At 71.3% G+C, this 21,035-nt stretch carries 14 protein-coding genes and 1 pseudogene; 10 read left to right on the top strand and 5 right to left on the bottom strand.

Annotated elements, in window-relative coordinates; all coding sequences use genetic code 11:
• Window positions 1–142 precede the first annotated feature (142 nt).
• Complete coding sequence (locus CEK68_RS20040; protein ID WP_152240434.1) at window positions 143–664, bottom strand: tetratricopeptide repeat protein; 522 nt, start codon at window positions 662–664, stop codon at window positions 143–145.
• 23 nt (window positions 665–687) lie between these two features.
• Entirely contained in the window at window positions 688–3,120 is a 2,433-nt protein-coding gene (gene mrcB, locus CEK68_RS20035; RefSeq protein WP_152240433.1) for a penicillin-binding protein 1B, read from the bottom strand.
• Window positions 3,121–3,213: 93 nt separating this feature from the next.
• Between mrcB and CEK68_RS20030 the strand changes: the two are divergent.
• Window positions 3,214–5,312, top strand: a pseudogene (locus tag CEK68_RS20030) (glycosyltransferase).
• 251 nt (window positions 5,313–5,563) lie between these two features.
• Here CEK68_RS20030 and CEK68_RS20025 read toward each other — a convergent pair.
• Entirely contained in the window at window positions 5,564–7,087 is a 1,524-nt protein-coding gene (locus tag CEK68_RS20025) for a hypothetical protein (RefSeq protein ID WP_152240438.1), read from the bottom strand.
• Between the two features lie 118 nt (window positions 7,088–7,205).
• Window positions 7,206–9,362: a bifunctional (p)ppGpp synthetase/guanosine-3',5'-bis(diphosphate) 3'-pyrophosphohydrolase gene (locus tag CEK68_RS20020; protein WP_193314263.1), complete on the bottom strand. Its 2,157-nt coding sequence runs from the start codon at window positions 9,360–9,362 to the stop codon at window positions 7,206–7,208.
• 178 nt (window positions 9,363–9,540) lie between these two features.
• On the opposite strand from CEK68_RS20020, the gene pqqA reads away from it, so the two are divergent.
• The 7 genes from pqqA to CEK68_RS19985 all read left to right on the top strand — a co-directional run bounded on the left by pqqA (window position 9,541) and on the right by CEK68_RS19985 (window position 15,236).
• Window positions 9,541–9,702: a pyrroloquinoline quinone precursor peptide PqqA gene (gene pqqA, locus CEK68_RS21355; protein ID WP_226977980.1), complete on the top strand. Its 162-nt coding sequence runs from the start codon at window positions 9,541–9,543 to the stop codon at window positions 9,700–9,702.
• A 64-nt stretch (window positions 9,703–9,766) separates the two neighbouring features.
• The gene (gene pqqB, locus CEK68_RS20010) at window positions 9,767–10,666 is read left to right on the top strand and encodes a pyrroloquinoline quinone biosynthesis protein PqqB (protein ID WP_152240431.1); all 900 of its coding nucleotides are present in this window, start codon (window positions 9,767–9,769) and stop codon (window positions 10,664–10,666) included.
• Between the two features lie 34 nt (window positions 10,667–10,700).
• Window positions 10,701–11,447, top strand: a complete 747-nt coding sequence (gene pqqC / locus CEK68_RS20005; protein ID WP_152240430.1) for a pyrroloquinoline-quinone synthase PqqC — start codon at window positions 10,701–10,703, stop codon at window positions 11,445–11,447.
• A complete protein-coding gene (pqqD, locus tag CEK68_RS20000) occupies window positions 11,444–11,722 on the top strand; it encodes a pyrroloquinoline quinone biosynthesis peptide chaperone PqqD (protein ID WP_152240429.1) in 279 nt (92 codons plus the stop codon). Before pqqC ends, pqqD begins: the two co-directional genes overlap by 4 nt.
• A complete protein-coding gene (gene pqqE, locus CEK68_RS19995) occupies window positions 11,719–12,840 on the top strand; it encodes a pyrroloquinoline quinone biosynthesis protein PqqE (RefSeq protein WP_152240428.1) in 1,122 nt (373 codons plus the stop codon). The genes pqqD and pqqE overlap by 4 nt, the downstream gene beginning before the upstream one ends.
• Before the next feature lie 96 nt (window positions 12,841–12,936).
• The gene (locus tag CEK68_RS19990) at window positions 12,937–13,449 is read left to right on the top strand and encodes a hypothetical protein (protein ID WP_152240427.1); all 513 of its coding nucleotides are present in this window, start codon (window positions 12,937–12,939) and stop codon (window positions 13,447–13,449) included.
• 11 nt (window positions 13,450–13,460) lie between these two features.
• Window positions 13,461–15,236, top strand: coding sequence for a chloride channel protein (locus CEK68_RS19985; RefSeq protein ID WP_152240426.1), 1,776 nt, complete (start codon window positions 13,461–13,463; stop codon window positions 15,234–15,236).
• Between the two features lie 508 nt (window positions 15,237–15,744).
• Here CEK68_RS19985 and hrpA read toward each other — a convergent pair.
• Window positions 15,745–19,881, bottom strand: coding sequence for an ATP-dependent RNA helicase HrpA (gene hrpA / locus CEK68_RS19980; protein ID WP_152240425.1), 4,137 nt, complete (start codon window positions 19,879–19,881; stop codon window positions 15,745–15,747).
• A gap of 93 nt (window positions 19,882–19,974) precedes the next feature.
• Between hrpA and CEK68_RS19975 the strand changes: the two genes are divergently transcribed.
• Window positions 19,975–20,541 carry a Dps family protein gene (locus tag CEK68_RS19975; protein WP_010344296.1) on the top strand — a complete coding sequence of 189 codons (567 nt, stop codon included), beginning with the start codon at window positions 19,975–19,977 and terminating at the stop codon, window positions 20,539–20,541.
• Window positions 20,542–20,801: 260 nt separating this feature from the next.
• Window positions 20,802–21,035: DEAD/DEAH box helicase (locus tag CEK68_RS19970; protein WP_152240424.1), on the top strand; the 234-nt coding region annotated here is incomplete at its 3' end.

Below are 21,035 nucleotides of genomic sequence, written 5' to 3'. Positions count from 1 at the left end.
AGGGAATGGTTAGAGCAGCAGCGCTACCCGCTCACTGTGACTGCCGCCGGCAGAGCGGGAAGACCGAACGCCGCCAGGGGGGACGAGCCGCCAGAAACGCAGTTCTACCCATTCCCCAATCCCGACTCCCCAATCCCCGCCCTCAGTACCTCTTGATCCCCGGCACCGTGCACCCGGCGATCTGGGCGTGCGCCGAGGCGGCGTTTTCCTTCTGCCCGCGGGCCAGGCGCGCCTGTTCGATGGTCGCCCAGTGGCGGCGGCACAGCGGGCCGGTCTGCGAGCCCAGGTCGATGGCGCGCTTGGCGAAGGCTTCGGCCTGGGCGTCGTCCTTCTGCAGCAGCGCCACTTCGGCGCGGTCCTGCAGCAGCGCCGGGTCGTCCGGCACCAGCTTCAGCGCCTGGTCGAGCGCCGCGGCGGCACCGGCCAGGTCGCCGGCGCTGCGCTTGCGCTTGGCGCTCTCGCGCAGATCCTCCACTTCCGGATCGCGCAGCGGCTGCACGCTCAGTTCGGTGTCGTCGGCACCGCCGCTGGCGTCGATCGCAGCGATGCGCTGCGCCGGCGTGGTGGTGTCCACCGGCGCAGCCGGCGGCGGCGGCGGCGGTGCGCTGACGCAGGAGGCGAGCAGCAGGCTGAGGGCGGCGATGGTGGGAAGACGTGGGGTCATGAGCGGTATCCGGGATCCGGGAATCAATGCGCCGGCGGCGGCGCGGCCGCGTCGGCAGGCGGGTCTTTCTTCTTGTCCAGGCCGAACCAGCTGCGCCAGCCGCCGCCCTGGTGTTCGCCCTCGGCGGGCGCGGCGTCTTCCGGCAGCGCCTGCGGCGGCGTGCACGCGGCATACGCCGGCACGAAGCCGACCACGAACGGAAACTGGCGCGCGCCGGGGCAGCTCGGGTCGGTGCTGTTGTACCCCACCGGGTCCATCCACTGCCAGTCGATGCCCTTGCCCTGCACCTGCAGCGGCGCGCTCGGCAGCCGCGAGAAGATGCCCGACCACACCCGCATCGCACCGGTGGCGCCATACAGGCCGGTCTGCTTGTTCTGGTCGTTGCCGATCCAGATCACCGCCAGGTGGTCGCCGGTATAGCCGGCATACCAGCTGTCCACGCCATCGTTGCTGGTACCGGTCTTGCCGGCCGGCGACAGCTTGCCCAGGCCATCGCTGAGCAATTGCCGCGCGGTGCCGTTGCTGACCACCTGCTGCAGCGCCATGCCGACCAGGTTGGCGGCGATGGAGTCGCCTTCCTGCGCCGGCGCCGGGGTCTTGTCGTAGCGCTTGAGCAGCTTGCCCTGCGGATCGAGCACGCCGCGCACCGCATGCAGCGGCTGGATTTCGCCACCGGAGGCGAGGAACTGGTACAGCTGCGCCATCGCGTATGGGCTCTGGTCGGTGGCGCCGAGGATCAGCGACGGATTGACCTCGGCCTCGATGCCGGCCAGCACCTTCACCAGTTGCGCCACGCGCTCCGGCCCGACCTGCATGCCGATGCGCACCGTGGCCTGGTTGTAGGAATGCGCAAGCGCATCGACCACGCGCACCGTGCCGTGGCTGCGGCCATCGGAATTGCCCGGGCTCCAGGTGCGGCCGCGGCCCAGTTGCACGGTGACCGGGGTATCGTCGACCCAACTGGCCAGCGAGTAGCGGTCCGGCTGCGCCAGCGCCAACAGGTACACGAACGGCTTGAGCAGCGAGCCGACCTGGCGCTGCGCCTCGATCGCGCGGTTGAAACCGGGCTGGGCCACGTCGCGGCTGCCGACCACCGCCAGCACCTCGCCGTTGTGGGTGTCGGTGAGCACCAGGCCGGCCTGCAGCGGCGGGCGCTTCTTGTTGGTCTCCAGCGAAGTGATGGTGCGGGTCACCGCGCCCTCGGCATAGGCCTGCGCCGACGGCGACATGCCGGTGAGCACGCTCAGGCCGGCGCCCTGCAGCGCGCTTTCGGGGTAATCGCGTGCCAGCTGGCGCCGCACCAGGTCGACATAGGCGGGGAACCGGTTGGCGGCGACCAGGCCGGGTTCGGCCGGCACGCCCAGCGGCGCGGCCAGCGCCTTGCGATAGGTCGGCTCGTCGATCAGTTCGCTCTCGCGCAGCTTGCCGAGCACGAAGTTGCGCCGGTCCAGCGCGCGCTCGGGATAGCGCCGCGGGTCGTAGTAGGACGGCCCCTTGACCAGGCCGATCAGCAGCGCCACCTGCTCCGGCGCCAGCGCATCGAGTTCGCGGCCGAACCAGAACTCCGCGCCCGAGGCCACGCCATGCACCGCCTGGCTGCCGCGCTGGCCCAGGTACACCTGGTTGAGATACGCCTCCAGGATGGTGCGCTTGTCGTAGCGCGCCTCCATGATCAGCGCGTACAGGATCTCGTTGAACTTGCGGGTGACGGTCTGTTCCTTGCCGATGCCGAGCAGGCCGCTGCGCGCCAGCTGCTGGGTCAGGGTGCTGGCGCCCTGCCGGCTCTTGCCGCCGGAGCGCACCATCACCCAGGCCGCGCGGACCATGCCGCTGAGGTCGATGCCGTGGTGCGAGTTGAAATCGCGGTCCTCCACGGCCTGCAGGCCGGTGACCAGCAGTTCCGGCACCTCGTCCACGCGCACCAGGCGCCGTTCTTCCTGCTTCTGCCCGTACAGTGTGGCGATGCGCGCCGGATCCAGCCGCGCGGCCTTGAGCGACTTGCGGGTCTGCGCATCGCGCAGCGCCACCACGCGGCCGCCGGCCAGCGCGACCTCGATGCGACGCGGCGCGACCCGCCCGTCGACATCGACGTAGCCGCGGCTGGCGATGGTGAAGCGGCTGCCGTCCTGCTGGTAGCTACCAGGGCGCTCGGCACCGGCGTCGGCGCGATAGCTGGCCGCATCCAGTTCGGTCTTCAGCGTCTGTGGGTCCATCGCCGTGTCCGGCGCCAGTATCAGCGGCCGCGCGTACACACGGGTGGGAATCTGCCAGCGCAGTTCGCCGAAACGCTGGGTGACCTGCTTGTTCAGATAGACCGTGTACGGAATCAGGAAGCCCAGGCCGAGTGCGGCGGCGGCCAGGCCCCAGGTGAGCAGACGGCGGCGCCATATCGTGGCGGGGCTGTCCAGGGCGTCGTCCTGATCGTCGGTGTCGTGATCGTCGTAGCGTCGGGGCACGGGAATGCGAGAATGTAAATTCCGCCGAGTCTAGCGCAGCCCAGCGGGCAGCGCGGCGCGACGGCCTCTTCGTTTAAGTTGGAGTGGTACCGGATGTCGATGTCGTGGGCGAATGCGCGCTACGCCCTGAACCGCCTGGCCGGCCTGGTCCGGCGCGGCCTGACCAGCCTGCGCACGCGCGGCTGGCGCAGCACCTGGGAGCGCCTGCGCGTGCATGCGCAACCGCTGCCGCCGCCGCAGCGCGCGCTGTTCGCGGTGGACGCGGCGCCGTTCGCGCCGTTCGCGGTGCCGAACAGTCCCGCACCGCTGGTCAGCATCGTGATCCCGGTCTACAACCACGTCGCGCATACCCTCGCCTGCCTGCGTGCGCTGGCCGCGCATCCGCCGGCCGCGCCCTGCGAGATCCTGGTGATCGACGACGGCAGCAGCGACGACACGGCGCAGTGGCTGCCGCAGGTGGTCGGCCTGCACTACCACGTACGCGAGCGCAACGGCGGCTTCATCGCCACCTGCAACGACGGCGCTGCGCGCGCGCAGGGCCGCTACCTGGTGTTCCTCAACAACGACACGGTGCCGCAGCCGGGCTGGCTGGACGCGTTGCTGGACACCTTCGCGCAGCTGCCGCAGGCCGGCCTGGTCAGCGCGCAACTGCTGTATCCCGACGGCCGCCTGCAGGATGCCGGCGGCGTGGTCTTCGCCGACGGCAGCGCCTGGAGCTACGGCCGCTTCGAGTCGCCCGACGATCCGCGCTACGCCTACCTGCGCGACGTCGACTACGGCAGCGGCGCGGCGCTGGCGATCGAGCGCGCGCGCTTCCTGGCGCTGGGCGGTTTCGACACGCGCTACATGCCGGCCTACTACGAGGACACCGACCTGGCCTTCGCGGTGCGCGCCGCCGGCTTGCGCACGCTGGTGCAGACGGCCAGCCGCGTGGTGCACGACGAGGGCACCAGCAACGGCACCGACACCGGCAGCGGGATCAAGGCCTACCAGGTGCGCAACCGTGCGGTCTTCGCCAGCAAGTGGGCCGAGGTGTTGGCGCAGCACCTGCAACCCGGCGAGGTACCGGTGCCGGCGCTGCTGCATCGCCGGCAGCGCCAGGTGCTGATCCTCGACGAAGCGCTGCCGCAGCCGGACCGCGACTCCGCCTCGCTGCGCCAGCTCAACCTGATCCGCCTGTTGCTCGAGGAAGGCGCGCACGTGGTGTTCGTGCCCAGCGAGCGCAGCTATGCCAGCCGCCACAGCGAGACCCTGCAACGGCTCGGCGTGGAGGTGTGGTACGCGCCGTACCTGAAGAACCTGACCTGGTTCCTGCAGCAGCACGGTGCGCGCTTTCACAGCGTGCTGCTGGTGCGCCACCACGTCGCCCACGCCTGCCTGCCGCTGCTGCGCCGGTTCGCGCCGCAGGCACGACGCTTGTTCGACACCGTGGACCTGCACTACCTGCGCGAGCGCCGCGGCGCCGAACTGGCCGGCGATGCGCGCCTGCTGCGCGAGGCCGAGCGCACCCGCGCGCGCGCGAGCTGGAGGTGATGGCGCAGGTCGACGTGACCGTGCTGGTCAGCGCGGTCGAACGCGAACAGTTGCAGCGCGAGGCGCCACAGGTGCGCACGGCGCTGATCTCGAACCTGCACGAGGTCGCCGGCCCCGGCCTGCCGTGGGCGCAGCGCCGCGACCTGGTGTTCGTCGGCGGCTTCCGCCATGCGCCCAACGTGGACGCGGTGCGCTGGTTCCTGCAGGAGGTATTTCCTGCCGTGCGCACGCGTCTGCCGGAGGTGCGCTTCCACTGCATCGGTGCGGACATGCCGGAGTACATCCGCCGCCTCGGCGAGGCCACCGCGGGCGTCGAGTTGCTCGGCCACGTGCCCGACATCGCTGCCTACATGGACGGCATGCGCATCGCCGTGGCGCCGCTGCGGTTCGGCGCGGGGGTCAAGGGCAAGGTCAACCTCAGCATGGCCCATGGCCAGCCGGTGGTGGCCACCGCGTGCGCGGTGGAAGGCATGCACCTGCGCGACGGCGAGGACGTGCTGATCGCCGACGACCCCGCCGCGTTCGCCGACGCCATCGCGCAGCTCTACGCCGATCCGGCGCTGTGGCAACGGCTGGCCGACAACGGCCTGCGCAACATCGAAACCCACTTCTCGCTGGACGCCGCCCGCGCCACGGTGCGCGAGGCGTTCCTGGCCTGAGCGGCGGTGGCGCGCCGTTTTCTATCGCGTCGGGACTGAAGTCCCTCCCACAATGGTGTTGCGAGCATCGCCGCTCTGGCCGGCACCCGGCGGGCGCTGTCGCGCACCCACGCGCGCACTGCAAACCAAGACGCTCGCAGCCCCGGATATACAACCGATCGCCGGAACCTCTCAACGCCCCCTGTGGGAGGGACTTCAGTCCCGACGCGCCGCACCATCAGCCTGGGGAAGCTCCCACTTCACTGCGCCCACTAACGCCCCGGACTGAGGCTGCGCAAGCGACGCTCGAAGGCGGCCAGCTCCGGGGTCGCCGGATCGATCGCGCGGGCGCGCTGCAACGCCTGCCGCGCGAACGCGGCATCGCCGCCGCTCAGGCGCTCGTCGCCGACCGCCAGCCAGCGCTGCGCCAGGCGTCGCCGCGCGGTGGCCAGGCCATTGCCGCCCGGCGCCAGCGCGCGCCAGGCGTCGTAGCAGGCGCTCGCCGCCAGCACCCGATTGCCGCGCATGGCATCGTCGAAACAGCGTCGCAGCGCCGCCAGCACGCGCTGCTCGGCCGCGCGCACCCGCGCATCGCGCGGCGCCAGGGTCTGCGCCGCCAGCAAGGTGTCGTAGGCGCTGGCGCCGGGCGGGGTCAGCCAGGCGCCCCGTGCCTCGGCAGCCTGCAGATCGGTCAGCAGGCGCTGCAGGCGGCGCTCGCGCTCGGCCGGCGACATCCGCGAGGGCGGCGTGGCCTGGCTCTGCCGGGCGCGCTGCAGCGCCTGCTTCGCGTCGGCCAGCGCGCGGCTATCCGGCGCCAGGGCCTGGCCCTTGCGCAACGCGCGCTCGGCCTCGCCGAAACGGAAATCGGCGGCGGCGCGGCTCGCCTGCAGCGCATAGGCCGCCGCCACCCGCTCCAGGCCATCGCTGGCGCCGGCTGCGTCCGGCACCGCCGCGTGCCACTGCGCAAACGCGTGTGCCGCCGCGTCCAGGCGTTGCCGGCGCAGGGCCTGCTCGGCCTCGCGCTGCAGGCGCTCCAGCGCCCGGTTCAGTTCCGCCTGGGTCTCGGGCAAGTCGACATGGCCGGGGTCGTAGCCGCGCGCGCGCTCCACCAGCGCCGCGGCGGCGGCCAGGTCGCCGCGCGCCAGGTCGCTGCGTGCGTGCTGCAGCAGTTCCGACAGCGCATCCTCGCGGCCTTCCAGCGCCGCGGTGCGTTCCGGCGCGTACTCCAGGACGCGCTGGTACAGCGGCAGGGCCGCGTCCGGGCCGTCGTCCAGATGCCCGTCGTGGCGCGCCTGCGCCGCCCGTTGCAGCAGTTGATCGATGCCGGCGTGCGCGGCCTCGCGCGCGCGCAATGCCGCCTCGATGCGATCGGCATCGGCGCGCGGCACCTGCAGCGCGCGCGCCAGCGCCAGCGCCTCGCGCGCCTGCGGAAAGCGGCCGGCGGCCAGCGCCGCGCGCGCCTGCCCCAACGCCGCGCGCCCGGTCGCGGCCAACCCGACGCGCGCCTGCATGCGGTCGCTGTCCAGCGCCAGCGCGGCCTCGAAGCGCTCGCGCGCACCGCTGCCGTCGGCGGCGCTGAGCCGGCCCGCACGCAGCGCCGCGTGGCCCTGATCGAGCAATTGCTGGATGCGCGTCTCCGGCCAGATCAGGTCGGCCAGCGGGCGGCGGAACACCACCACGGTCATTCCCAGCACCAGCAGCACCGCCAGCGCCCAGCGCCAGACACGCCGATCGCGCCACAGCGGCACCGGCCGCTGCCTGCGCGTGGGTTCGTCCCCGACCTGATCCGGCGGCATGCTCACCGCACAAGCTTAGCGTTGCCCCGATGACGAACAGCTGTGCGTCGCACCGGCCGCGCGCACGGTAGGTGGCCCACCCGCTGGCAGGCCTCCCGGCCGGCATGCCGAACGCCCCTCAGCCCAGCCGCCGCGCCTCGTGCACGCCCGGCAGCGCGTCGAGCTTGCCGAGCAAGGTGGACAGCTGCCCGTAATCGCCGACCTTCAGCCGCAGCCGCAGTTGCGCCAGGCCGCTGTCGCGCACGTTCTCGCTGTTGATCTCCAGCACGTGCGCCTCTTCCTGGGCGATCAGGTTGGTGATGTCCTTGAGCAGCCAGCGCCGGTCCACCGCGCGCACCAGCACGTCGACCTCGTAGCCACCGCCGGCCTGGCCCCACTCCACCGGCAGCACCCGCTGCGGATGGCTGGCGGCCAGCCGCGCGAACGCGGCGCAGTCGCTGCGGTGCACGGTGACGCCGCGGGTACGGGTCAGGTAGCCGGCGATCGGCTCGCCGGCCACCGGCTGGCAGCAGCGCGCCAGTTGCACCAGCAGATTGCCGACGCCCTGCACGGTGAACTTGGACTTGCCCAGGCCGGTGCGGCGGGCGGTGGGCCGTGGCATGGCCGGCGCGGCAGGCTGCGCCGCGGCGCGCTCGGCCTCGTGCAGCGCGCGCCCGACCTGGCTGGGGCCGACGTCGCCCAGCGCCACCTGGATGTACAGCTCCTCCACGCCGTCGGCATGGAACTTCTTCGCCGCCGGCAACAGGTCGGCGTGCTGCAGCCCCAGGCGCTTGAGCTCACGCTCCAGCAGCTCCTTGCCGGCCTGCACGTTGCGCGCGCGGTCCAGCTTGTGGAACCAGGCGCGCACCTTGTCGCGCGAACGCCCGCTGGCCAGGTAGCCATTGGCCGGCAGCAGCCAGTCGCGGCGCGGCTCGGCCTCCTTGCCGGTGAGGATCTCGACACGGTCACCGCTACGCAGCTTGTGGGTCAGCGGCACGATGCGGTTGTTGACCTTGGCGCCGCGGCAACGGTGCCCGACCATGGTGTGCACGTGGTAGGCGAAATCCAGCGGCGTGGCGCCCTGCGGCAGGTCGATCACCTCGCCCATCGGGGTCAAGGCATAGACCCGGTCCTCGACCAGCTCGGCGTCCAGCGCCCCGGCCAGCCCGCCCTGCTCGCCGTCCTGCGACTGCTCCAGCAACTGGCGCATCCAGGTGATCTTGCGGTCGAAGGCCTTCTCCGCACCCTTGCCGCCTTCCTTGTACTTCCAGTGCGCGGCCACGCCCAGCTCGGCCTGCGCGTGCATGTCGTGGGTACGGATCTGCACTTCGATCGTGCGCCCTTCCGGGCCGACCACGGCGGTGTGCAGCGAGCGGTAATCGTTGGCCTTGGGCCGGGCGATGTAGTCGTCGAACTCGCTGGGCACCGGCGCCCACAACGCGTGCACCACGCCCAGCGCGGCATAGCAGGCGGCGACGTCGTCGACCATCACCCGCACCGCGCGCAGGTCGTAGAGCTGGTCGAAGGCCAGGCGCTTCTTCTGCATCTTCCGCCAGATGCTGTAGATGTGCTTGGGCCGCCCGCTGATCTCCGCGCGCAGGCCCTGCTCGGCCAGCGCCTTGGACAGGATCTTCTTGACCGCCTCGATGTAGCGCTCGCGCGCCACCCGGCTCTCGTCGACCTCGCGGGCGATGCGCCGGTAGGTGTCCGGCTCCAGGTGCCGGAACGCCAGGTCCTCCAGCTCCCATTTCAGCTGCCAGATGCCCAGGCGGTTGGCCAGCGGCGCGTGGATGTCGCGGGTCAGCTGCGCCAGCGCGCGGCGCTGCGCCTCCGGCGCCTTGTCGGCCACGCGCATCTGCGCCAGTTGCCGCGCCAGCAGGATCGGCACCACCCGCAGGTCCTGCACGATCGACAGCAGCAGCCGGCGCAGGCCTTCGCTGTTGCGCCCGGCCTCGCGCCCGGCATGCAGCGCCCACACCGGGTCGGCGGCGTCCTGCGCCTCCAGCAGGCCGGCCACCGCCTGCGCCCGCGCCGGTGGCGCGACCGGCATCTGCGGCAACTGCGCGCGCAAGGCCGGCAGGTCGAACAGCAACGCCGCCAGCAGCGAGGCCTCGTCGGCCGACAGCAGCGCCAGCGCGTCCAGGGTGTCGGCCAGCACCGGCCACGGCAGCCGCGGCAGCGGCTCGGCCTGTGCCTGCCAGGCCTGCAGCAGCGCCGCGCGCAGGGCGGGCGCCAGGGTCGCGGCCGACGGGCGCTGCAGCAACGCCTCCAGGCCGGAGTGGACGGTGTGGTTCAAGGACGGACGCAGTCGACGAAACGGTGCCGCCTACACTAACGCGCTTGTGCGCGTTCTCACAATTGCGCCGGCCGCGCGCCGGGGCGCCCCGCGGATACGCACCGCCGCGTCACTGTGATCCGGTTGCGACTTGCAGCGGTTTTACCGGAATTTCACAACCGCCCCAATCCCCGCGCCTATGCTCGAACGCGACGGCGACCCGCTGCTGTCTGCATGCGCCGCTGCCGTCGTCCCTAGACCGACTCGAAGAGGAACGCACATGAAGAAGTGGAAAAAGCCCGTGATCCGCGAAATCTGCGTCGGCGCGGAAATCAACTGCTACGCCTCCGGCGAGCTCTGACCCGCGCACTCCTCCCTTCCCGCGACCGAAGCGCGACCGGCCAGGCGCTAAAAACGGAGACCGGATGCACCTCATCGTTTTGGGATCGGCGGCAGGCGGAGGGCATCCGCAGTGGAATTGCCACACGCCTGCAAGTCAGCGCGCGTGGCAGCAACACCCGGGTGCCCAACGCCGTACCCAGGCCAGCATCGCGGTCAGCGTCGATGGCCAGCGCTGGCTGCTGATCAACGCCTCGCCCGATTTTCGCCAGCAAGTGCTGGCCACGCCGGCGCTGTGGCCGCAACGCGACCAGCGCCATTCGCCGATCGAGGCGGTGCTGCTGACCAGCGGCGAGATCGACCATATCGCCGGGCTGCTGTCGATGCGCGAGAGCCAGCGCTTCGACCTGTACGCGAGTAGCCGCGTGCTCGACCTGCTGGCGCACAACCCGGTGTTCGACGCGCTGCACCCGGCTTACGTGCGCCGCCATCCGTTCGCCCTGGACACACCGCTGTCGCTGCTCGGCCTGCAGGTCACACCATTCGCGGTGCCGGGCAAGGTGCCGCTGTTCATGGAATCCCGCCACAGCGGCGACCTGGCCGGCTCGGCCGAGGAGACGCTGGGTCTGACCATCGACGACGGCACGCACCGCCTGCACTACATCCCCGGCTGCGCGGCGCTGACCGACGCCCTGCGCGAGCGCCTGCGCGGCGCCGAACTGGTGTTCTTCGACGGCACCCTGTGGCGCGACGACGAGCTGGTGCAACTGGGCATCAGCGCCAAGACCGGCCAGCGCATGGGCCACATGAGCATCGACGGCGAAGCCGGCACCCTGCGTGCCTTCGCCGACCTGGGTGTGGCCCGCAAGGTCTTCATCCACATCAACACCACCAACCCCATCCTCGACGCCGGCTCCGCCGAGCGCTCCACCGTCGCCGCGCACGGCTGGGACGTGGCCCACGACGGCATGGAGATCGCGCTGTGACCCGCCTTCCCGCATCACCTGCGAGACCAAGCCCGTGAGCGCATTGCTGAGCCCCGATCAACTGGAAGCCGCGCTGCGCGCGATCGGCGCGCGGCTGTACCACGACCAGCACCCCTTCCACGCCCTGCTGCACAGCGGGCGCCTGAACCGCGGCCAGGTTCAGGCCTGGGCGCTGAACCGCTACGAGTACCAGCGCTGCATCCCGCTCAAGGACGCGGCGATCCTGGCGCGGATGGACGACCCGGCACTGCGCCGGATCTGGCGCCAGCGCATCGTCGACCACGACGGCAGCGCCGATGGCGAAGGCGGCATCGCCCGCTGGCTGCACCTGACCGACGCGCTCGGGCTGGACCGCGACCTGGTGCAGTCCGGCCGCGGCCTGCTGCCCGGCACCCGCTTCGCGGTGCAGGCCTACCTGCACTTCGTGCGCGAAAAGAGCCTGCTGGAGGCCATCGCCTCGTCGCTGACCGAATTGTTCGCGCCCGGCATCATCGGCCACCGCGTCGCCGGCATGCTGCAGCACTACGACTTCGTCTCGCGCGAGGCGCTGGCGTACTTCGAGCATCGCCTGCACGAGGCGCCGCGCGATTCGGACTTCGCCCTGGACTACGTCAAGCGCCACGCCGACACCGTGGAGAAGCAGCACCTGGTGCAGGACGCGCTGCGCTTCAAGTGCGGGGTGCTGTGGTCGCAACTGGATGCGCTGCACTTCGCCTACGTGCAACCGGGCGTGGCATGGCCGGAGGCGTTCGTGCCGGACGCCGCGCAGGCCGCGGCATGAGCACGCTGGACGCCAGCAGCCAACCGCGGCTCGCCGCCGGCGTGCGCCTGCAGCACGACCGTGCGCGCGACCAATGGGTGCTGCTGGCACCGGAGCGGGTGATCGAACTGGACGAGATCGCCCACGCCATCGTCTCGCGCTGCGACGGCGTCCGCAGCCTGGCGACGATCGCCGCGGAACTGGCCGCAGAATTCGAGGCCGACCCGGCCGAGGTCGAACGCGACGTGCGCGAGCTGGCGCAGCAGTTGCACGCCAAGCGGCTGCTGCGCGCATGAACACGCCGGTGCCGCCGCCGCTGTCGATCCTGCTGGAGCTGACCCACCGCTGCCCGCTGGCCTGCCCGTATTGCTCCAACCCGATCGAACTGGCCGGCCTGCGCGAGGAACTGGACACCGCCGGCTGGCGCTCGGCGCTGGACCAGGCCGCGGCGATGGGCGTACTGCAGGCGCATTTCTCCGGCGGCGAGCCGATGCTGCGCAAGGACCTGCCCGAGCTGGTCGCGCATGCACGCGCACTGGGCCTGTACAGCAACCTGATCACCTCCGGCGTGGCCGGTGGCGCGCCGATGCTGGCGGACCTGGCCGTGGCCGGGCTGGAACACGTGCAGTTGAGCGTCCAGGACGCCGACGCCGCCGGCGCCGACCGCATCGCCGGCTACCGCGACAGCCTGGCCAAGAAGCGCGCCTTCGCCGCGGCGGTGCGCGCGCTCGACCTGCCGCTGACGATCAACGCGGTGATCCACCGCCACAACGCCGAACGCGTGCCGGCGATGATCGACCTGGCGCTGGAGCTCGGTGCCGAACGCCTGGAAGTGGCGCACACCCAATACTACGGCTGGGGCCTGCGCAATCGCGCCGCGCTGATGCCCAGCCGCGCGCAGATCGATGCGACCGTGGCCGCGGTGGAGGCCGCCCGGCTGCGCCTGCAGGACCGCCTGCACATCGACTTCGTCACCCCCGACTACTACGCGCACCGGCCCAAGGCCTGCATGGGCGGCTGGGGCCAGCGCTTCGTCAACATCTCCCCGCGCGGCGACGTGCTGCCCTGCCACGCCGCCGAAACCCTGCCGGACATGCGCTTCGAGAACCTGCGCACGCGCCCGCTGGCGGCGATCTGGGAAGACGGCGAGGCCTTCGTGCGCTTCCGCGGCAGCGCCTGGATGCCCGAGATGTGCCAGGGCTGCCCGAAACGCGAGGTCGACTGGGGCGGCTGCCGCTGCCAGGCGCTGGCGCTGAGCGGCGATGCCGCAACCCTGGACCCGGTGTGCGAACGCGCCCCGGCGCACGCGGCGCTGCAGGCGCTGGCGCAGCGCGAAGCCGCCGCGCCGGCGCCGGACTTCGTGTACCGGCGACCGCCGCGCAGGTCGGACGTGCCAGCCGCCGCCGAGGACTGAACCGGGCGCCGACGCGGTCCCGGCGCGCCCGGTATCCCGTGCGCAGTCACCGCTTGCGACTACACTACGGCGCATCCCACTGCCCGGATCCTCGCCATGTCCCTTGCGCGTCTCGCTCCCCTGGTCCTGTGCGCGGCGCTCGCCGTGTCCGCCGCCCCGGCGCTCGCCCAGCGCACCGTCTCCGGCGATCTGCAGACGCAGATGTCGCCGCAGGAGTTCAAGGCGGCCGGGCTGGACAAGCTGTCGCCGCAGGAGCTGGCTGCGCTGAACGACTGGCTGCAGGGCAAGGTCGCCAAGGAAACCGCGGTGGCGCTGGAGAAGGCCAAGGAAGAGGGCCGCCGCGAGGTGATCACCAAGAACCGCGGCTTCTTCGACTTCGGCAGCGCCGAGCCGATCGAGAGCACCCTGGTGGGCGAGTTCTCCGGCTTCGCCAAGGGCCGTCATTACGTGCTGGCCAACGGCCAGGAGTGGGAACAGACCGAGGCCGCGAGCCTGCCCAGCGTGCGCCGCACCGCGCCCAAGGTGAAGATCACCCCCGGGATCATGGGCGTGTGGTACATGCAGATCGACAACTACAACACCCGCGCCAAGGTCCGTCGCGTCAAATAGGCTTGCGTGCCGTGAACCTGCGTCCGCGGCCGGGCCTGGCCGACGCCTCGCACAGCCTCGCCGATGCGCTGCGCCGGCGCGTGCGCGCCAGCGACGTGTGGTTCATCGTCCTGGCCCTGCTGGTCGGCGTGATCGCCGGCCTGCTGACCCTGCTGCAGAGCAGCCTGGCGCATGGCGCGCAGGCCTGGCTGTACGGCCTGGCGGCCGACGAGCGGCTCAGCGCCATGTCGGACCTGAGCGTGCAGCAGTTGCTGGTGCTGCCGCTTGGCGGACTGCTGGTCGGTCTGCTCGGCATGGCCGCGCGCGCGCGCAAGCGCCAGCTGGTCGACGCCGTCGAAGCCAACGCGCTGTACGGCGGACGCATGTCGATGCGCGACAACCTGATCGTCTCCGTGCAGACCCTGTGCTCCAACGGCGTCGGCGCCTCGGTCGGCCTGGAAGCGGCGTACACGCAGATGGGCGCCGGCAGCGGCTCGCACCTGGGCCGGGTGCTGCGCCTGCGGCGCGCCGACATCCGCACCCTGGTCGGCGCCGGTGCCGGCGCGGCCATCGCCGCCGCATTCGGCGCACCACTGGCCGGCGCCTTCTATGCGTTCGAGATCGTGATCGGCGCGTACTCGCCGTCGGCGCTGGCGCCGGTGGCAGTGGCCTCGCTGGGCGCGGTGTTCGTGTCGCAGCTGGCCGGCGTGCAGCCGTACCTGCTGCCGGCTTCGGCGGCCTCGGCGCTGGAGGCCCGCGATTACGTGCTGTATGCGCTGCTCGGCGTGCTCTGCGCGCTGCTGGCGGTCGCCGTGATGCGCCTGATCGGAGCGATCGAGCAGACCATCAACCGCAGCCCGCTGCCGCGCTGGGCGCGGCCGGTGGCCGGCGGCCTGCTGCTGATCCCGCTGGCGCTGATCACCCCGCAGGTGCTGTCCTCCGGGCATGGCGCGCTGCATCTGGACCTGACCAGCCCGACCTCGCTGCGCTGGCTGGGCATCCTGCTGCTGCTCAAGTGCCTGGGCTCGGCGATCTCGCTGGGCTTCGGCTTCCGCGGCGGCCTGTTCTTCGCCTCGCTGTTCATGGGTTCGCTGGTCGGCGGGCTGTTCGCCGGCGCGCTGAATCTCGGCAGCGGCATGGCCTTGGTCGACGGCACCGCCGCGTCGCTGGCCGGCATGGCGGCGATGGCCGCCGCGGTGATCGGCGCGCCGATGACGATGGCGATGCTGGTGCTGGAAGGCACCCACGATTTCGTGCTGGCCAGCGCGGTGATGGTGGCGGTGCTGGTCGCCAACACCATCGTCCGCCAGATCTTCGGCTACTCGTTCTCCACCTGGCGCCTGCACCTGCGCGGCGAGACCATCAAGAGCGCGCGCGACGTCGGCTGGGTCAAGCACCTCAGCGCCGGGCGGATGATGCAGAAGGACGTGCATCCGCTGGCCGCCACCACCAGCGTGGCCGAGTTCCGCCGCCGCTTCCCGCTCGGCTCGGGCACCCGCGTGGTGCTGGAAGACGAGAACGGTCATTACGCCGGTCTGGTCACCCTGGCCGCCGCCTACGCCGATGGCGTCAACGCCGACGCAGCCATCGTCGACTACGCCGGCAACCGCGACGTGGCCCTGCCAGCCGACACCGACGTGGTCACCGCCATGCGCCAGTTCGACCTGACCCAGAGCGACGAGCTGGCGGTGGTCGACGACCAGGGCAAGGTCCTGGGCGTGCTCAGCGAAAGCTTCGTGCGCAAGCGCTACGCCGAGGAACTGGACAAGCGCCAGCGCGAGCTGATGGGCGAGCGGGTGGATGATTGAGGGGCGGGGATTCGGGATTCGGGATTCGGGGGGATTCGGGATTCGCAGGATTGCTGCCCCCCTGAGAGGTTGAGGGCCGTGATCGCATGTCGTAGGAGCAGCTGCTGTGGGAGGGGCTTCAGCCCCGACGCATCAACGCCAGAGCAGCGGGAATGCAGGGCACCTCCAATCGCCCTGGAGCGTATGCGCAGGAGCAGCTTCAGCCGCGACGCATGACGCCACGATGGGCGCGGCTGAAGCCGCTCCTGCGACACAACAAGACGCGACTGCGTTGGTGCGTGGCACCAATACCACGCGCCGTTGCAGAGCAGATCGCTTGACCGTCCAAGCGGCGCATCCCCGTTGTGGGAGGGGCTTCAGCCCCGACGCCTGCCGCTGAACGCGTCGGGACTGAAGTCCCTCCCACAAGAATGCTGCTCACGCCGGTGGTGCGGGAACAGCGCGGAAATCTCACACCCAATCCCGCGCGCTCTTCGGCAGCCGTAGGCTGTCCATCCCCACTCCCCAATCACCGCAGCAGAGCCACCCGCTGCGCCAGCTTCTTGGCCGAGATGCCGGCGCGGGCGCCCAGTTCCTGGGCGAACAGCGACACCCGCAGTTCTTCCAGGTCCCAGCGCAGCGCTTGCCACTCCGGCGTGTCGCCACGTCCGGCCGCAGCCGCGTCGGCCAGTGCGTCGACGAACGGCTTCAGTTCCAGCATCCGCGCCTGGTCGCGCGCCGGATCGCGCTTGGCGCGTTCGGCGCGCAGGATCATCGCGCGCAGGTAGCGCGGGAACTGCGCCAGAGCGGTGGCCGGGGTCTCGCGCAGGAAGCCCGGATGCAGCAAGGCTGCCAGTTGCGCGCGAAGGTCATCGAGGTTGCCGCTGGCCCAGCCCATCAGCGGCGATTCCAGTTGCGGCTTCAGTTCCGCGGCCGCGCCCATGATCGCCTCGGCCAGTTTCAGCCGCTCCATCGCCTCGCCGAACAGCTGCTTGGCCGCGGCATCGCGACGCTGGGCAAAACTGTCCGCATCGCGGATCGCCTCCAGCCCCTGTTCCAGCAGCGCATTCAACGCCGCTTCCACCAGGTCGCCGCGCAGGCGTTCCTGCGATTCGATCGCCGCGTACAACAGCCCGGTCTTGGGCGAGACCGGCAACTGCTTGCGCGCCTGCTTGACCTTGTCGGCCAGGGCGATCTCCAGCAGCCGACGCACGCCGCGCGGATGCGCCGCCTCGGCCTGCGCACGGTCGGCGAAGATGCGCAGGGCGGCGCTGTCGGCCTCGTCCACCAGCGCCGGATACGCCGGCACGCCGGCTTCGCCCGGCACCTGCAGCGGGATCGGCGTCGCCGGGAACTCGCGCAATCCGGTCGCGGCCATGGCGCGGCCGGCGCGCGCGGCGAAGGCCTGCCCGGCACGTTCGCCGAAGCGCGCGCGCAGCGCGTCCAGGTCGCGCGACTCGGCCAGCACCTTGCCGGCCTCGTCGCGCAGGCGCAGGTTCATGCGCAGATGCGGCTCCAGCGTGCTCTCGTCGAACTCCAGCGCACTCAGCGGCGCACCGGTGGCACGCTGCAGGAACCGCGCCAGCTCGCCACGGATGTCGTCGGCGCTGGGCTGCGGGAAGGCCTCGTAGAACGCACGCGCGAAGTCCGGCGCCGGCACGTAGTTGCGCCGCAGCGCCTTGGGCAGGCTGCGGATCAGCGCCGCCGCCTTGTCGGTGACGAAGCCCGGCGCCAGCCACGACAGCCGCGCCGGGTCCAGCGCGTTGAGCAGGTGCACCGGCACCTCCAGGGTCACGCCGTCGTCGGCCGCGCCGGGTTCGAAGCGGTAGTGCAGCGGCAGCCGCGCATCGCCTAGCGGGAAGTACGTGGGATAGCGCTCGGCGGCGCTGCCCTCGCCCGGCAACAGGTCGGCCAGCGACCAGTGCAGCGCGCGCCGCTGCTCCGGCGCCAGCGCCTTCCACCAGGCGTCCAGGCCGGAGGCGGAATGGATCTCGCCGGGAATCCGGTCCAGATACCAGCGCGCCTGCCAGTCCTCGTCGGCGACGATGCCGGCGCGACGCAGCTTGGCCTCCTCCTCGTGCGCCTGCGCCAGCACCTTCTGGTTGTCGGCGACGAAGCTGGCGCGGGTGTTGATCTCGCCCGGCACCAGGCCCTGGCGCACGAACAGTTCGTGCGCGCCGGGCGGATCGATGCGGCCGTAGTGCACCGGCTTCTTCGGCGCCAGCACCAGCCCGAACAGGCTGATCTGCTCGGAGGCCAGCACCTGTCCCTGCGCGCGCGACCAGTGCGGATCGAAATGCTTGCGCGCCAGCAGGTGCGGCAACTCGGCGATCACCCAATCCGGCTCGATCGCCGCGTTGGTCAGGCCCCACACCTTCTGCGTGTCCAGCAGCGTCGCCGGCAGCACCCACGGCGGCGGCTTGCGGGCAAGCGCCGAACCGGGGAACAGCAGGAAGCGGCGCTGCCGCGGCGCCAGGAAATCGCCCTTCTCGGTGCGATGGCCGACCTGGGTCGGCAGCCCGGCCAGCAAGGCGCGGTGCAGCGCCTGGTAGGCGGCGGCACGCTCGCGTTCGCTGGCGCGCGGCGCCTCCCCTGCCTCGGCGGGCGCCGGTGGCGGGGGCGGAGCCGCAGGTGCGGGCGTGGCCGGCGTACCGGTGCCGCGGCCTTCGCGGGCCAGGCGCGCGGCGCGGTGCAACTGCCCGCGGGTCGCGCGCGCCGCGGTCTCGGCATCGCGCGCCGGCGCGGGCGCGGAAGCGCCGGCCAGCAGCGGCCGCAGGGAGGCCTCCGCCGGCTCCTCGGTCCAGCCCAGCTCCGCGCACAGCAGATGCAGCTGGCGGTGCAGTTCGCGCCACTCGCGCATGCGCAAGAAGCCGAGGAAATGCCGGCCGCACCAGTCGCGCAGCTTGGACTGGGTCAGGTCCTCGTGCGCCTGCCGGTAGCCGTCCCACAGGCGCAGGATGCCGACGAATTCCGAGCGCGCATCGGCGAACTTGGCATGCGCGTTGTCGGCAGCCTCGCGCGCCTCCGGCGGGCGCTCGCGCGGATCCTGGATGCCCAGGAACGCGGCGATCACCAGCATCGGCCGCAGGCAGCCGTGCTGCTGCGCCGCCACCAGCATCCGCGCCAGCTTCACGTCCACCGGCAGCCGCGCCATCTTGCGGCCGATCTCGGTGAGCTTGCGCAGGCCATGGCGGTCCGGCTCGCCGACCGCCCCCAGCTCCACCAGTTGCTGCCAGCCATCGGCCACCGCACGCTCGTCCGGCGGCTCCAGAAACGGGAAATCCTCGATCCGTCCCAGCCCCAGCTGCAGCATGCGCAGGATCACTCCGGCCAGGCTGGAGCGGCGGATCTCCGGATCGGTGAACTCCGGTCGCGCCTGGAAATCGGCCTCGGCGTACAGCCGGTAGCAGATGCCCTCGGCGATGCGGCCGCAGCGGCCCTTGCGCTGGTTGGCACTGGCCTGCGAAATCGGTTCGATGTGCAGGCGATCGAGCTTCTGCCGCGGGCTGTAGCGCTTGACCCGCGCATAGCCGGGATCGACCACGTAGCGGATGCGCGGCACCGTCAGCGAGGTCTCGGCGACGTTGGTGGCCAGCACCAGACGCCGCTTTGGGCCTGGGTTGAACACCCGGTCCTGGTCGGCGTTGGAGAGCCGCGCGTACAGCGGCAGCACCTCGGTCTCGCGGTACTTGCGCCGTTCCAGCGCATGGTGCGCATCACGGATCTCGCGTTCGCCGGGCAGGAACACCAGCACGTCGCCGCGCGGATCCAGCCGGGTGATTTCGTCGATCGCCGCCACGATCGCCTGGTTGACCGTGCGGTCACCGGCGTTGTCGCCACTCTCGGCGTCGGCCTCCTCGCCGCCCGCCTCCTCCAGCGGCCTGTAGCGCACCTCCACCGGATAGGTACGGCCTTCCACGCTGATCACCGGCGCATCGTCGAAATGCGCGGCGAAGCGCGCGGTGTCGATCGTCGCCGAGGTCACGATGACCTTCAGGTCCGGGCGCTTGCGCAGCAGCTGCTTCAGGTAGCCGAGCAGGAAATCGATGTTGAGGCTGCGCTCGTGCGCCTCGTCGACGATGATCGTGTCGTAGCCGGACAGCCAGCGGTCGCTGGCGATCTCGGCCAGCAGGATGCCGTCGGTCATGAACTTGATCCGGGTCTGCTCGCCGACCCGGTCGTTGAAGCGCACCTGGAAGCCCACCGTCTCGCCCACCGGCGTGCGCAGCTCCTCGGCCACGCGGCTGGCCACCGCGCGCGCGGCGATGCGCCGTGGCTGGGTGCAGCCGATCATGCCGGCGGCGCCGCGCCCGGCGGCCAGGCACAGCTTCGGCAACTGCGTGGTCTTGCCCGAACCGGTCTCGCCGGCGATCACCACCACCTGGTGCTCGCGGATCAGCGCGACGATGCGCTCGGCCTCGCGCGCGATCGGCAACTGCGGATCCAACGTAATCGCCGGCTGCTGCGCCGCGCGCGCGGCGCAACGCGCCTGCGACGCCTGCAGCGCCTGTTCGAACGCCGTCTCAAGCGCGGCATTGCCGGGCGCGGCCTGCCAGCGCGACCATAGGCCCAGCAGGCGGCCACGGTCGCGGGTCAGCGCGCCGTCGATCGCGGCGCGGCGTTCGCGCAGGCGTGCCGGCACGGAAGGTTTTTCGATAGCGTTCATCAATCGGATGCCATTGAACGTTGAATCACAGCACATGCTTTAGTCTGTCTATTGTGACGCCATCTCGTCTGTAACCCCCAAAGAGGAACTCCCATGGCCAAGAACAAGACCCCCGGCAAGACCAAGAACGCCGCCAGCAAGGCCGTCGCCGGCCAGCCGCTGGCCGGCCTGGCGCCGTCCGCGCCCAACATCGATATCGGGATCGGCGGCGGCGATCGCAAGAAGATCGCCGACGGCCTGTCGCACTACATGGCCGACGCCTTCACCCTGTACCTGAAGACCCACAACTTCCACTGGAACGTGACCGGGTCGATGTTCAACTCGCTGCACCTGATGTTCGAGACCCAGTACACCGAGCAGTGGGCGGCGCTGGACGACGTCGCCGAGCGCATCCGCGCCCTGGGCTTCAACGCCCCCGGCTCCTACAAGGAATACGCCGCGCTGACCTCGATCCCGGAAGAGGAAGGCCTCAGCGACAGCGCCGACTGGCGCGAAATGGTGCGCCAGTTGGTGGTCGGCAACGAAGCGGTGTGCCGCACCGCGCGCAAGGTGCTCAAGACCGCCGACGACGCCGGCGACGACCCGTCGGTGGACCTGCTGACCCAGCGCCTGCAGACCCACGAGAAGTACGCCTGGATGCTGCGCTCGCTGCTGCAGTAAGGGATTCCGCCCTGCCTGCCTGGCAGGCAGGGCGCGCCGTCCGCGCGCCCCTTCGCGCGGCGCGAGACGCGCGAGACGTTGGCTGGGTGCACTGTGGGAGGGACTTCAGTCCCGACGCCTTTCGATCTCGGCCCGCGACAGGCTCCGTCTGCCACGACCGCAAGACAGTCGCCACCTACAGACCAGCGCGCGTTCGCCTGACACGCGCTTGCGCACACCAGGAAGCCAACCGCCCTTGCGCGGCGCGGTATCCTACACAGATGTCTTCCCCCGCCCACGCCTTGCTCAGCCGCGTCTTCGGCTACGACCAGTTCCGCGGCCTGCAACAGGACATCGTCGAACACGTCGCCGCCGGCCACGACGCGCTGGTGCTGATGCCCACCGGCGGCGGCAAGTCGCTGTGCTACCAGATTCCCTCGCTGCTGCGCGACGGCACCGGCATCGTCATCTCGCCGCTGATCGCGCTGATGCAGGACCAGGTCGAGGCACTGCGC

Origin of the sequence: Xanthomonas sp. LMG 12461 (assembly GCF_009192935.1) — a bacterium.
Taxonomy (GTDB): Bacteria; Pseudomonadota; Gammaproteobacteria; order Xanthomonadales; family Xanthomonadaceae; genus Xanthomonas_A; species Xanthomonas_A sontii.
Note: the sequence above shows the minus strand (reverse complement) of the source record. Positions and strands in the feature narration are given on the sequence as shown.